The organism is Microbacterium sp. VKM Ac-2870, assembly GCF_015350795.1.
Classification (GTDB): Bacteria; Actinomycetota; Actinomycetes; order Actinomycetales; family Microbacteriaceae; genus Microbacterium.
In genome coordinates this window covers 471,253-484,451 of record NZ_JADKSH010000001.1, presented here as the reverse complement: position 1 = coordinate 484,451, position 13,199 = coordinate 471,253, and the positions used below count along the sequence as shown (strand labels likewise).

12 protein-coding genes are annotated in these 13,199 nt (G+C 68.5%); all 12 read right to left on the bottom strand.

Annotated elements, in window-relative coordinates; translation table 11 throughout:
* Window positions 1–33: 33 nt before the first annotated feature.
* Window positions 34–1,503 carry a glutamate synthase subunit beta gene (locus tag ITJ43_RS02340; protein ID WP_194581769.1) on the bottom strand — a complete coding sequence of 490 codons (1,470 nt, stop codon included), beginning with the start codon at window positions 1,501–1,503 and terminating at the stop codon, window positions 34–36.
* Window positions 1,496–6,097, bottom strand: a complete 4,602-nt coding sequence (gene gltB / locus ITJ43_RS02335; protein ID WP_416361054.1) for a glutamate synthase large subunit — start codon at window positions 6,095–6,097, stop codon at window positions 1,496–1,498. Before gltB ends, ITJ43_RS02340 begins: the two co-directional genes overlap by 8 nt.
* Window positions 6,098–6,215: 118 nt before the next feature.
* Entirely contained in the window at window positions 6,216–7,196 is a 981-nt protein-coding gene (gene lgt / locus ITJ43_RS02330) for a prolipoprotein diacylglyceryl transferase (protein ID WP_194581767.1), read from the bottom strand.
* Window positions 7,197–7,231: 35 nt separating this feature from the next.
* Window positions 7,232–8,017, bottom strand: coding sequence for a tryptophan synthase subunit alpha (gene trpA / locus ITJ43_RS02325; protein WP_194581765.1), 786 nt, complete (start codon window positions 8,015–8,017; stop codon window positions 7,232–7,234).
* Window positions 8,014–9,225, bottom strand: coding sequence for a tryptophan synthase subunit beta (trpB, locus tag ITJ43_RS02320; RefSeq protein ID WP_194581762.1), 1,212 nt, complete (start codon window positions 9,223–9,225; stop codon window positions 8,014–8,016). Before trpB ends, trpA begins: the two co-directional genes overlap by 4 nt.
* Window positions 9,222–9,998, bottom strand: coding sequence for an indole-3-glycerol phosphate synthase TrpC (gene trpC / locus ITJ43_RS02315; RefSeq protein WP_194581760.1), 777 nt, complete (start codon window positions 9,996–9,998; stop codon window positions 9,222–9,224). Before trpC ends, trpB begins: the two co-directional genes overlap by 4 nt.
* A gap of 1 nt (window position 9,999) precedes the next feature.
* Complete coding sequence (locus tag ITJ43_RS02310; RefSeq protein ID WP_194581758.1) at window positions 10,000–10,230, bottom strand: DUF6704 family protein; 231 nt, start codon at window positions 10,228–10,230, stop codon at window positions 10,000–10,002.
* Window positions 10,231–10,265: 35 nt separating this feature from the next.
* The gene (locus tag ITJ43_RS02305; protein WP_194581756.1) at window positions 10,266–10,889 is read right to left on the bottom strand and encodes a Trp biosynthesis-associated membrane protein; all 624 of its coding nucleotides are present in this window, start codon (window positions 10,887–10,889) and stop codon (window positions 10,266–10,268) included.
* Complete coding sequence (gene hisI, locus ITJ43_RS02300) at window positions 10,886–11,260, bottom strand: phosphoribosyl-AMP cyclohydrolase (RefSeq protein WP_194581754.1); 375 nt, start codon at window positions 11,258–11,260, stop codon at window positions 10,886–10,888. The genes ITJ43_RS02305 and hisI overlap by 4 nt, the downstream gene beginning before the upstream one ends.
* A complete protein-coding gene (gene hisF, locus ITJ43_RS02295; RefSeq protein WP_194581752.1) occupies window positions 11,257–12,021 on the bottom strand; it encodes an imidazole glycerol phosphate synthase subunit HisF in 765 nt (254 codons plus the stop codon). Before hisF ends, hisI begins: the two co-directional genes overlap by 4 nt.
* A gap of 1 nt (window position 12,022) precedes the next feature.
* A complete protein-coding gene (gene hisG, locus ITJ43_RS02290) occupies window positions 12,023–12,865 on the bottom strand; it encodes an ATP phosphoribosyltransferase (protein ID WP_194581750.1) in 843 nt (280 codons plus the stop codon).
* Between the two features lie 46 nt (window positions 12,866–12,911).
* Window positions 12,912–13,175 carry a phosphoribosyl-ATP diphosphatase gene (locus tag ITJ43_RS02285; protein ID WP_194581748.1) on the bottom strand — a complete coding sequence of 88 codons (264 nt, stop codon included), beginning with the start codon at window positions 13,173–13,175 and terminating at the stop codon, window positions 12,912–12,914.
* Window positions 13,176–13,199: the final 24 nt, after the last annotated feature.

Below are 13,199 nucleotides of genomic sequence, written 5' to 3'. Positions count from 1 at the left end.
GTCTGTATGGGTTATTCGGGGGTTGATTTCAGCCTACGCGGGCTGAAGGCCGATCGCGACGTCCGTCGGCCGCACCGGTGACGGCAGGCTCGTGCGGCCCATCAGATACTCGTCGACGGCGGCCGCCGCGGCGCGTCCCTCCGCGATCGCCCAGACGATCAGCGACTGGCCTCGACCGGCGTCACCGGCGACGAACACCCCGGGGGCGGTCGTCTGGTAGTCATCGCCGCGTTCGACGTTGCCGCGGCCCGTGAACACGGTACCGAGCTGCGATTCGAGCTCCGTGCTTTCGGGGCCGGTAAAACCCATCGCGATCAGGATCAGGTCGGCGGGGATCTCGCGCTCGCTGCCGCTGCGGGGCACCCGGCGGCCGTCGGGCAGGTATTCCGTCTCGGCGACGCGCAGGGCGCGCACCTCTCCCGCCTCGTTGCCGAGGAACTCCACCGTCGACGCGAGGAAGGTCCGCTCGCCGCCCTCTTCATGGGCCGAGGAGATCTCGAACACCGTGGGAGTCATCGGCCACGGCTGGTGGTCGGGACGCCCCGTCGGCGGCTCCTTGCCGATCGCGAGGTTGGTGACGCTGAGAGCACCCTGACGGTGCGCGGTGCCGATGCAGTCGGCGCCGGTGTCGCCGCCGCCGATCACGATGACGTGCTTACCCTCGGCGTGGATCTGGTTCGGAACCTGATCGCCGGCGACGGCCTTGTTGGACTCGACGAGGTACTCCATCGCGAAGTGCACGCCCGCAAGGTCGCGACCGGGGATGGCGAGCTCGCGCGGCAGCGTCGAGCCCGTGGCGATGACGACCGCGTCGTAGCGGGCACGCAGGTCGCTCCACGAGATGTCGGCGCCGATCTCCACCCCGGCGCGGAAGCGCGTTCCCTCGTCCTGCATCTGACGCAGCCGCGACTCGAGGTGGCGCTTTTCCATCTTGAAGTCCGGGATGCCATAGCGCAGCAGGCCGCCGATGCGGTCGTCGCGTTCGTAGACCGCTACGGTGTGGCCGGCCCGGGTCAGCTGCTGGGCGGCGGCAAGACCCGCCGGGCCCGAGCCGACGACGGCGACGGTCTTGCCGGTCAGGCGCGCCGGCGGTTCCGGCTCGACCCATCCGTTGGCGAAGGCATCATCGATCGTCGAGACCTCGATCTGCTTGATCGTGACCGCGGGCTGGTTGATGCCCAGCACGCACGAGCTCTCGCACGGCGCCGGGCACAGCCGGCCCGTGAACTCGGGGAAGTTGTTGGTCGCGTGCAGGCGCTCGATGGCGGCGCGGCCCTCGCCGCGCCACATCAGATCGTTCCACTCCGGGATGAGGTTGCCCAGCGGGCATCCTTTGTGGCAGAACGGGATGCCGCAGTCCATGCAGCGGCCGGCCTGACGGCGCAGGACGGCGGAGTCGCCCGGCTCGTAGACCTCTTTCCAGTCCATGATGCGCACGGGAACCGGCCGGCGCGCCGGGAGCTCGCGCTCGGTGGTCTTCAAGAAGCCCTTTGGGTCAGCCACCGGTCACCTCCAAGATGCGGGTCCAGACGACGTCGCTGTCGGGGTCGAGGCCCTCGGCGGCCGCCTCCTGGCGGGTCTGCAGCACCGCGGCGTAATCGCGCGGCAGGACACGGACGAAGTTCGCGGCCTCAGCCTCGAGATCGTCCAGAAGCGCGGCACCCAACGTCGAGTCGGTTTCGGCCACGTGGCGCTCGAGCAGGTCGCGCAGGATCTCGACGTCCCCAGAACCCATCTCGAGCAGTTCGAGCTCGCCGGTGGCGATCGCCTCGCGGTTGACGAGATCACGGTCGAGCTTGTAGATGTATGCGCTGCCGCCGGACATTCCAGCGCCGAGGTTGCGTCCCGTCGGGCCGAGGATCACGGCCAGCCCGCCGGTCATGTACTCCAGCGCGTGGTCGCCCACGCCCTCGACGACCGCGGTCGCGCCCGAGTTGCGCACCAGGAAGCGCTCGCCCACGACACCGCGCAGGAACAGCGTTCCTTGCGTGGCTCCGTAGCCGATGACGTTGCCGGCGATGACGTTCCGTGCGGCATCGAACGTCGCCGCGCGCGGGGGTCGCACGACAATCTCGCCGCCCGACAGTCCCTTGCCGACGTAGTCGTTCGAGTCGCCCTCCAGGCGCAGCGTGATGCCGGAAGGCAGGAAAGCGCCGAAGGACTGGCCGGCCGAACCGGTGAGGTTGATCTCGATCGTTCCGGCCGGCAGCCCGTGCTCACCGTGGGCGAGCGTGACACGGTTGCCCAGCATCGTGCCGACCGCGCGCTCGGTGTTGCGGATCGGCAGGTCGATCGCGAAATGGCCGCCATGGGCGATCACGTCCTGTGCCTGTTCGATGAGCGGTACGTCGAAGTGGTGGTCCAGCTCGTGGTCCTGGTCGCGCAGATGACGGCGCGGAACGTCCGGGCCGAAGGCCGGTCCCTCCAGGATCGGGCTGAGGTCCAGCCCGCTCGCCTTCCAGTGATCGACAGCACCGTTCATGTCGAGCATCTCGGTGTGGCCGACGGCTTCCTCGATGGAGCGAAAGCCGAGCTCCGCGAGGTACTCGCGTACCTCTTGGGCGAGGAACTGCATGAAGTTCACGACGAACTCGGGCTTGCCGGTGAAACGGCTGCGCAGCACCGGGTTCTGCGTCGCGACGCCCACAGGACAGGTGTCGAGATGGCAGACCCGCATCATGATGCAGCCCTCGACGACGAGCGCCGTCGTGGCGAAACCGAACTCCTCGGCGCCCAGCAGCGCCGCGATCACCACGTCGCGTCCCGTCTTCAGCTGGCCGTCGGCCTGCACGACCACGCGGTCGCGCATGTCGTTGAGCATGAGGGTCTGCTGCGTCTCGGCGAGGCCGAGCTCCCACGGCGTGCCGGCGTGCTTGAGCGAGTTGAGGGGGCTCGCGCCGGTGCCGCCGTCGTGGCCGGAGACCAGGATGACGTCGGCGAGGGCTTTGGCCGTTCCCGCCGCGACCGCGCCGATTCCCGACTGGCTGACGAGCTTGACGTGCACGCGAGCCTTGGGGTTGGCACGCTTGACGTCGAAGATCAACTGCTTGAGATCCTCGATCGAGTAGATGTCGTGGTGCGGGGGCGGCGAGATCAGTCCGACGCCGGGCGTGCCACCGCGGGTGCGGGCGATCCAGGGATACACCTTGCCCGGGGGCAGCTGGCCGCCTTCGCCGGGCTTGGCGCCCTGAGCGAGCTTGATCTGGATGTCGTCCGCGTGGGTGAGGTACATGCTCGTGACGCCGAAGCGCCCCGAGGCGACCTGCTTGATCGCGCTGCGGCGCTCGGGGTCGAGCAGGCGCTCGACGTCTTCGCCGCCTTCGCCCGTGTTGGACTTGGCGCCGATCGAGTTCATTGCGATCGCGAGGGTCTCGTGCGCCTCGCGCGAGATCGACCCGTAGCTCATCGCGCCGGTCGAAAAGCGCTTCACGATCGATGAGATCGGCTCGACCTCGTCGATCGGCACGGGCGGACGCTCGCCGGTCTTGAGCCGGAACATGCCGCGCAGCGTCTTCAGCTCGGCGGCCTGGTCGTCGACGAGCTTGGTGTACTCGCGGAAGATGTCGTATCGGCGCGTGCGCGTCGCGTGCTGCAGACGGAACACCGTGTCGGGCGTGAACAGGTGCGGAGCACCGTCGCGGCGCCACTGGTACTCGCCGCCCGTCCACAGGCGCTCGTGGGCGCGGACGGCGCCGTCCTCGGGATAGGCGTAGTCGTGGCGTGCCTGATTCTCCCGCGCGATCTGGCGAATACCCACCCCGCCGAGCTTGGTCTCGGTGCCGGTGAAGTACTTCTGGATGAACTCCTCCGACAGCCCGACCGCCTCGAAGACCTGCGAACCGGCGTAGGACGACACGGTGGAGATGCCCATCTTGGACATGATCTTCAGCACGCCCTTGCCGAGCGCGTAGATCAGGTTCTTGACGGCCTTCTCGGGCGTGACGCCGGTGATGAACCCGGCCCGCACGAGGTACTCCACGGTCTCCATCGCCAGATACGGATTGACCGCCGAGGCGCCGTAGCCGATGAGGGTGGCGACGTGATGCACTTCGCGCACGTCGCCGGCCTCGACGACGAGGCCGACCTTCATCCGGTTCTCTCGACGGATCAGGTGGTGGTGCACGGCCGAGAGCATCAACAGCGACGGGATGGGGACGAGGTCCTTGTTGCTGTCGCGGTCGCTCAGGATGAGGAACTCGGCGCCGTCGGCGATGGCCGCGTCGACCTCGTCGGAGATCTCTTCCAAGCGGCGCTCGAGGGCATCCTCGCCGTGCTCCAGGTGGTACAGACCGCGGATGGTCACCGACCGACGTCCCGGCAGAGCCTTGTCGATGTTCTGAAGCTTCGCCAGTTCGTCGTTGTCGATCACCGGGAAGTCGAGCGTGATCGTCCGCGTGTGCTCGGGCCCCCACTCCAGCAGGTTGCGCTCGGGACCGAGGCCGAGGGCGAGCGAGGTGACGACCTCTTCGCGGATGGAGTCGAGCGGCGGGTTGGTCACCTGGGCGAACTGCTGGACGAAGTAGTCGAACAGCAGTCGCGGGCGCTCACTGAGCACCGCGATCGGCGTGTCGGATCCCATGGCACCGAGGGGCTCGGCGCCGGTCTGACCCATCGGTGTGAGCAGGATGCGCACTTCCTCCTCGGTGTATCCGAAGGTGCGCTGACGGCGGGTGATGGAGGCGATGGGGTGCACGATGTGCTCCCGATCCGGAAGCTCCTTCAAGCGCACGCGTCCGGCATCCAGCCATTGCTGCCACGGCTGCAGGGCGGCCAGCTCCGCCTTGACCTCGTCGTCTTCGATGATGCGGCCCTGAGCCGTGTCGACGACGAACATACGACCCGGACGCAGACGGCCGCGGCGCTTGATGCGCTCGGGCGCGAAGTCGAGGACGCCCGTCTCGCTCCCGATGACGACCAGACCGTCGGTGGTCTCGGTCCACCGGCCCGGACGCAGTCCGTTGCGGTCGAGGGTAGCGCCGACCAGCGTCCCGTCGGTGAAGATGAGGGCGGCGGGGCCGTCCCACGGCTCCATCTGCATGGAGTGGTACTCGTAGAACGCGCGCAGGTCCGGCGTGATGTCGGCCTGCTTCTCGTACGCCTCCGGCACCATCATCATGACTGCGTGCGGGAGGCTCCGCCCGGTGAGGGTGAGCAGCTCGAGCACCTCGTCGAAGGATGCCGAGTCGCTCGCACCCTCGGTGCAGATGGGGAGCAGCGGACGGATGTCGCCGATCAGCTCGGACTCGAGCTGCGACTGACGCGCACGCATCCAGTTGCGGTTGGCGCCGACCGTGTTGATCTCGCCGTTGTGGGCGAGCATGCGCAGCGGCTGCGCGAGCGGCCACGAGGGGAAGGTGTTCGTGGAGTACCGCGAGTGCACGACGGCGAGTTCGCTCTGGAAACGCTCATCCTGCAGGTCGGGGTAGAACGGCTCGAGCTGCAGCGTGGTGACCATGCCCTTGTAGCCGAGGGTGCGGGCGCTGAGCGATACGAAGTACGCGTCGTGCTCGCGGCGGGCCCGCTTGCGCAGCCGATACACGCGGCGATCCAGCGCGATGCCGCTGAGGGCGGGCGCATCACCGACCGCGGGGCGCGACACGAAAAGCTGCTCGAAGTGCGGGCGCGCGTCGTAGGCGAGCTTGCCCAGATGCTGCTGCTCGGTCGGCACGTCGCGCCAACCCAGAACCGTCAGGCCCTCGGAGTGTGCGATCCGTTCGACGCCGGCCTTGATCTCGGCGCGCACCGCCTCATCGAGCGGGAGGAAGGCCATTCCGGCCGCGTACTCCCCGACCGGCGGCAGATCGAAATCGACGACGGCGCGCAGGAACTCGTCGGGCATCTGCGTGAGAATGCCGGCGCCGTCGCCGGTGCCCGCGTCGGAGCCGATGGCGCCGCGGTGCTCGAGGTTGCGCAGCGCCGTCAGCGCGAGTTCGACGATGTCGTGCCCGGCCTCACCGCGCAGGGTGGCCACCATCGCGAGGCCGCACGCGTCCTTCTCGAACGCGGGGTTGTACATTCCCTGCTTGGCGGGGAAACCCGACGCCGTGTGGCGCGCGAGTGTTTCGTGGGTCTCTTCACGACGGGGGCTCGAAGCCATGGCAACCGTCCTCATGGTCAAACTGATCGGGGACGACGTCGGCCCTGGGCATTCAGCGGAGGTGTATTCAGCGGAGGTGAAATCGAAGCGTGCGGTGCACCGGTATGTGACTCAGGTGCTACTTCGATGCGACTGTGCTTGTGGCTGCGTCCGCGATGTACTCGGTCGTCGGGGGTGCGCTGACGTCCACGAATTCATCGGTGTTCTGCGATTGTACAGCTCCGCCCCGCTCCCGACCGCGCATGTACGGCGACGGCTCGAAGCCCGGGTGGCGTCGCGTCTGCACCACGTAGATGACGAGGCCCACGACGACGCCGGCGATCGCGGCCCACACGTTGGTGCGGAGCCCGAAGAAGACCTCGCTCGGGTCGATGCGGATGCTCTCCCAGACGATGCGGCCGGCGCTGTACCAGATGAGGTAAATCGCGAACAGGCGTCCCCACTGCAGCCGGAATCGCGAGCCCACCCACAGCAGCACGACCACGCCGAGCGTGTTCCAGATGACCTCGTAGAGGAAGGTGGGGTGGAAGAGAGTGCCTGCGGGAAGGCCGACCGGCCACGCCGGGTTCGGGTAGTCGATCTGCAGACCCCAGGGCAGGTCGGTGGGAAGTCCGTAGAGCTCCTGGTTGAACCAGTTGCCGAACCGTCCGAGCGCCTGGGCAAGGAGCAGTCCCGGCGCCAGCGCGTCGGCGAAGGTCCAGAAGCGGATGCCGGTCCACTTGCAGCCGAGCCACGCGCCGATGGCGCCGCCGATCAGCGCGCCGAAGATCGCGATGCCGCCATCCCAGACGTTCCAGATCGCGTCGCGGACGAACGGATTCCACCAGTCGCGGCCCTGTTCGAAGTAGAAGCCCCAGTGGGTCAGCACGTGGAAGGCGCGAGCGCCGATGATCGCCAGTGGCACGGCCAGCAGGCAGATGTCGATGACGACCCAGGACTCTGCCCCGCGCTTGGTCAGACGGTGGTTTGTGATGAACGCGGCGACGACGATGCCGGCGAGAATGCACAGCGCGTAGAAGTGGATCGTCAGCGGGCCGAGCTGGAAGGAGCTGATCGGCGGGCTCGGGATGCTGGCGACGACGGAGGCGGAGGAAAGCACGAGGGCAGTCTACTTTGCCGTCGGAGGGGGTGCCGTCAGCGGCCGGTGCCCGCAGTGAGGGCCCGCGTCTCGGCCGCCAGAGCTTCGACGCCCCCGTCGCGGAGCGCACGCACGAGCGCCGTGCCGACGATTGCCCCGTCGGCGTACTCGAGCACGCCGGAAACCTGGTCGGGCGTCGAGATGCCGATGCCGACGCAGGCGTGCTCGACGCCGAAGGTGCGAAGGCGCGCCACCAGGGTGCGCGCGGCGGCATCCAACTCGGCACGCTCGCCCGTGATTCCCATCGTCGACACCGTGTAGACGAAGCCGGTGGAGGCGTCCGCGATCATGCGAAGCCGTTCGTCGGTCGAGGTGGGGGCCGCGAGGAAGACGCGATCCAGCCCCGTCCGCTCGGATGCGGCGACCCAGTCGGCTGCCGCATCGGGGGTGATATCGGGCGTGATCAGGCCCGCTCCCCCGGCGGCGAGCAGCTCGTCCGCGAAGCGGTCGACGCCGTACTGCATCACCGGGTTCCAGTAGGTCATCACCAGGATGGGGACGTCGACGCGGGCCGCGATCTCCCGCACCGCCGTGAAGGTGTCACGCAGACGGAAGCCGGCCGCCAGGGCCGTCTGGGTCGCTTCCTGGATGATGAGCCCGTCCATCACCGGGTCGGAGTAGGGCGGACCGAGCTCGAGGATGTCGGCACCGTTCTCGGCGAGGGCGACGGCGGCATCGATGCTCGTCTGCAGGTCGGGAAAGCCCAGCGGAAGATACCCGACGAAGGCGCCGCGTCCGTCGGCCTTGGCCGCGTCGATCGCCGCGGCGACACGTGAACTCACGCTGTCGCTCCGTCGTCGTAGAGGCCGAACCACCGTGCCGCGGTGTCCATGTCTTTGTCGCCGCGTCCCGACAGGTTGACGGCGATGATCGCGTCGGGCCCGAGTTCGCGTCCGAGGCGCAGAGCGCCGGCAAGGGCGTGAGCGGATTCGATCGCGGGGATGATCCCCTCGGTCTGCGACAGCAGACGCAGGGCGTCCATGGCCTCGGCATCCGTGGCGGGGATGTACTCCGCGCGGCCGATGTCGGCAAGCCACGCGTGCTCCGGACCGACGCCGGGGTAGTCCAGCCCGGCGGAGATCGAGTGCGACTCGATCGTCTGTCCATCCTCGTCCTGCAGCACGAACGTCTTCGCACCGTGCAGCACGCCGGGGCGTCCGCGCTCGATGGATGCCGCGTGCCGGGGTGTGTCGACGCCGTCTCCGGCCGCCTCCACCCCGTAGAGCTTGACGTCGGCGTCGTCGAGGAACGCATCGAACATCCCGATCGCGTTCGATCCGCCGCCGACGCACGCGACGACGACATCGGGAAGGCGGCCCGTCTCTTCCAGCAGCTGAGCGCGCGCCTCCTCCGAGATGATCTTCTGAAAGTCGCGGACCATCGCGGGGAACGGGTGCGGCCCGGCGGCGGTGCCGAAGATGTAGTTGGTGGTCTCCACCGATGCCACCCAGTCGCGGTAGGCCTCGTTGATCGCGTCTTTCAGGGTGCGGGAGCCGGTCGTGACCGGGACGACCTCGGCACCGAGAAGCCGCATCCGAGCCACGTTCAGTGCCTGGCGCTCGGTGTCGACCTCGCCCATGTACACGGTGCACTCGAAGCCGAAAAGCGCCGCCGCGGTCGCCGTCGCCACGCCGTGCTGGCCGGCTCCGGTCTCGGCGATGACGCGCTTCTTGCCGAGGCGCTGGGTCAGCAGTGCCTGGCCGATGACGTTGTTGATCTTGTGCGAGCCCGTGTGGTTGAGGTCTTCGCGCTTGAGGAAGATCCGCGCTCCCCCGGCGTGGGCGGCGAATCGCGGCACCTCGGTGAGTGCGGACGGGCGGCCGGCGTAGGAGTGCAGCAGAGACGTGAATTCGGCCTGGAACGCGGGATCGGCCTTGGCCGACTCGTACACGGCGGTCAGCTCGTCGATCGCCGCTATCAGCGATTCGGGCATGAAACGTCCGCCGAAGTCACCGAAGAAGGGACCGTGCTGATCGCGCAGGCTCGTCATCGTCCCGCCTCCAGGAAGGCGTGCAGGGTGGTGACCGGATCGTTGGTGACGAGGGCTTCGCCGATGAGAACGACGTCGGCGCCGGCGGCGCGATAGTGCGCGACGTCGTCGGGAGTGCGCACCGCCGACTCGGCGATCTTCACCGCATCCGATGGGAAACGATCGGCGAGCGAGCCGAACAGGTCACGGTCGAGCTCGAACGTCGACAGGTTGCGGGCGTTGACGCCGATGAGCTTCGCGCCCAGGTCGGCCGCACGCTCGAGTTCTTCGCCCGAATGCGTCTCCACGAGTGGCGTCATCCCCAGTTGCACGACGAGATCGTGCAACTGCTGCAGCAGAGGCTGCTCGAGGGCGGCCACGATCAGCAGCACGAGGTCGGCGCCGGACGCTCGGGCTTCGAACACCTGATAGGCCGTGGCGATGAAGTCCTTGCGGAGCACCGGAAGCGACACGCGCTGCTTGACGGCTTCGAGGTCGGCCAGCGAGCCCTTGAACTTCCGGCCCTCGGTGAGCACCGAGATCGCGGATGCACCGCCCTCCTCGTAGCGTGCGGCCTGCAGAGCGGGATCGGGGATTTCCGCCAGGTCGCCGCGCGAGGGGCTCGCGCGTTTGACTTCGGCGATGATCTTCACGCGATCTGCCGGCGACAGGGCGGCCAGCGCGTCGATCGCGGGAGTCTGGGCAAGCGCATCGCGCTCGACGTCGTGAAGGGGACGTGCGTGTTCTCGAGCCTGCGCGTCTTCGACGGCGCCGGCGGTGAGGCCATCCAGCATGTCAGTGCTGCTTCGGTGCGTACTTCGGACCGTTCGCGCCGTAGCCGGCCTTCGCCAGCACCCAGCCCACGACCGCGCCGATGACGAGCAGTCCTGCGGAGGCCCAGACGAGGACCGGCATGTCGAACCAGTAGAAGACCGTGCCGAGAGTGACGGCGAGGAGCATGATCACCACGGCCGTCCAGGCGGCGGGCGAGTGTCCGTGGCCGGGGTCGTCGATGCTGTTGCTCATGATGCTCCTCGGTCTGATTCGGGGTTGTTCTCAGTCTAGCGGGCGGTGGGATCGTCGCCGTGCGACAGCTCGTCCCACGAGTCGATGGCATCGTACGGTCGCGACTCTCTGAGATCGGGCTCTGAACCTATGGTCTGGTTCGGAGTCGCCCCAGAGCCCTCGGTCTGGAAGCGTCGCCCCGACCGCCGCCACCGATGCGAGGTCGCGATCGTGAGGGCACCGCCGCCGACGATGAGCACTCCCGCCACCGCGGTCAGCCACGGCCAGGGGGTCGCGGTGACCGATACCACCAGCCCGGCGATCGCGTCGGCACCCGACAGCCCGGTGGCGGTCGTGACGGACGCGGCGACCGCATCCAGCGGGTGATCGAGCGCGATGCGTGCCGCGCCGATCGCCAGAGCCCCGCCGATCGCGAGTGCGACGGCGCCGAAGACGTAGCGCAGCACCCGTCCGACCACGGTCAGCGCGAGCCCGAGGGCGAGTGCCGCCAGGCTCAACGGGGCGAGCACGGTGAACGCCTTCGCTCCCGCGACCTCCAGCGAGGCGGTGGCTCCGGCGTCGAGGTTCACACTCAGCCAGGTCTGCGTGGAAGAGATGATCGCGAGGGCTCCGCCGAAGATGATCCCCAGCACGGCGAAGGTGCGCGCGCGTGCGCTCACGAGGTGCCCGTTTCGGCGGAGGCGGTCGTCGGGGCGAGATCGTCGGCATCGAAGCAGGTGCGGTCGCCGGTGTGACACGCGGCGCCGATCTGCTCGACGGCGATCAGTACGGCATCCCCGTCGCAGTCCAGGCGTGCGCCGCGCACGTACTGCGCGTGGCCCGAGGTGTCGCCCTTGCGCCAGTACTCCTGACGCGATCGCGACCAGAACGTCACCCGCCCCTCGGTGAGCGTGCGGCGGAGGGCCTCGGCATCCATCCACCCGAGCATCAGCACCTCGCCGGTGTCGTACTGCTGGATGATCGCCGGCGCGAGGCCGTCGGCGTTGAAGGCGACGCGCGCGATGCGGGCGTCGGTGTCGTCGGCCTTCATCGGCGCACCTCGATCCCGTCCGCGCTGAGCGCATCCTTGACGTCGCCGATCGTCAGTTGGCCCGAGTGGAAGACGGATGCCGCGAGCACCGCATCGGCGCCGGCGTGCACGGCCGGGGCGAAGTGGTCGACGCTGCCCGCGCCGCCCGAAGCGATCACGGGGACCGAGGACAGTTCACGCATCAGGGCGACGAGTTCGAGGTCGAAACCGTCCTTGGTGCCGTCGGCGTCGATCGAGTTCACGAGCAGTTCACCGGCGCCGCGGTCGATCGCTTCGCGTGCCCAGTCGAGTGCGTCGAGCTGGGTCGCGGTGCGCCCGCCGTGGGTGGTCACGACGAATCCCGATCGGGTGCCGGGGGCGCGCTTGACATCGAGGGAGAGCACGAGCACCTGCGCGCCGAAGCGGTCGGCGATCTCGCCCACGAGCTCGGGACGCGCGATCGCCGCGGAGTTCACCCCCACCTTGTCGGCTCCGACCGCCAGCAGCCGAGCGACGTCGTCGGTCGTGCGCACTCCCCCACCCACGGTGAGCGGAATGAACACCTGCTCGGCGGTGCGCCGCACGACGTCGTAGGTGGTGGATCTGTCATCGACCGTCGCCGTCACATCGAGGAAGGTGAGCTCGTCGGCGCCCTGGGCGAAGTACAGCGCGGCGAGTTCGACAGGGTCGCCCATGTCGCGCAGATTCTCGAAGTTGACGCCCTTCACGACGCGACCGGCGGCCACGTCGAGGCACGGGATGACGCGTCGCGCGAGCGACATGTCAGAGCCTCGCGTTGTGGATCGGCGTGACCAGAATCGCGCGCGCGCCGATCGCGTAGAGGGCGTCCATCACCTGGTTCACGGTCTTTCGCGGGCTCATCACCCGCACCGCGACCCACTCGGGGTCGCGCAGCGGTGAGATCGTGGGCGACTCGATGCCGGGGGCGATCGCCACCGCGTCGTCGACGAGCGACGCAGGCAGGTCGTAGTCGATGAGCACGTACTGGCGGGCGACCATGACGCCGCGCAGACGCCGCAGCAGCGTCTGTGTGCCGTCGGCCTCGGTCGGGGCGCCGATCAGGACGGCCTCGGACTGCAACAGCACCGGGCCGAAGATCTCGAGTCCGGCTTGCTTGAGCGTCGTCCCGGTCGACACGACATCGGCGACCGCGTCGGCCACGCCGAGTTGCACGGCCGATTCCACCGCGCCGTCCAGCGGCACGAGGTCGACGGCGACGCCCTGCTGGTCGAGGTATCCGTCGACCAGGCCCGGGTAGGCGGTCGCGACGCGCAGACCTTCGAGATCGGTGACGTTCTCGAAGCGACCGGGAGGACCGGCGAAGCGGAATGTCGAGGCGCCGAAGCCGAGCTGTTCGATCTCACGTGCCCCCGGCATGCGCGCATCCAGCAGCAGGTCGCGGCCGGTGATGCCGACGTCGAGCGCTCCGGAACCGACGTAGGTCGCGATGTCCTTCGGGCGCAGGTAGAAGAACTCGACCTCGTTGAGGGGGTCGATGACGTGGAGGTCTTTCGGATCGCGACGGCCGGTGTATCCGGCCTCCGCGAGCATCTCGGCGGCGGTGTCGGCGAGCGACCCCTTGTTCGGCACGGCGATGCGCAGCATGGGTGAAGGGCTTTCGGTGTCGGAGCGAGCGGAGGAGGAAGCGCGCTCAGAGATGTCGGTACACGTCGTCGAGGGTCAGTCCCTTGGCGAGCATGAGCACCTGCAGGTGGTACAGCAGCTGCGAGATCTCTTCAGCCGTCTCATCGTCGGACTGGTACTCCGCGGCCATCCACACTTCGGCCGCCTCTTCGACGATCTTCTTGCCGATGGCGTGCACGCCGCGATCGAGCTGGGCGACGGTGCCGGAACCCTCGGGACGGGTCTGGGCTGTCGCCGTCAGCTCCGCGAACAGGGCGTCGAACGTCTTCACCCTCACAGGTTACCGGTCTCGCGC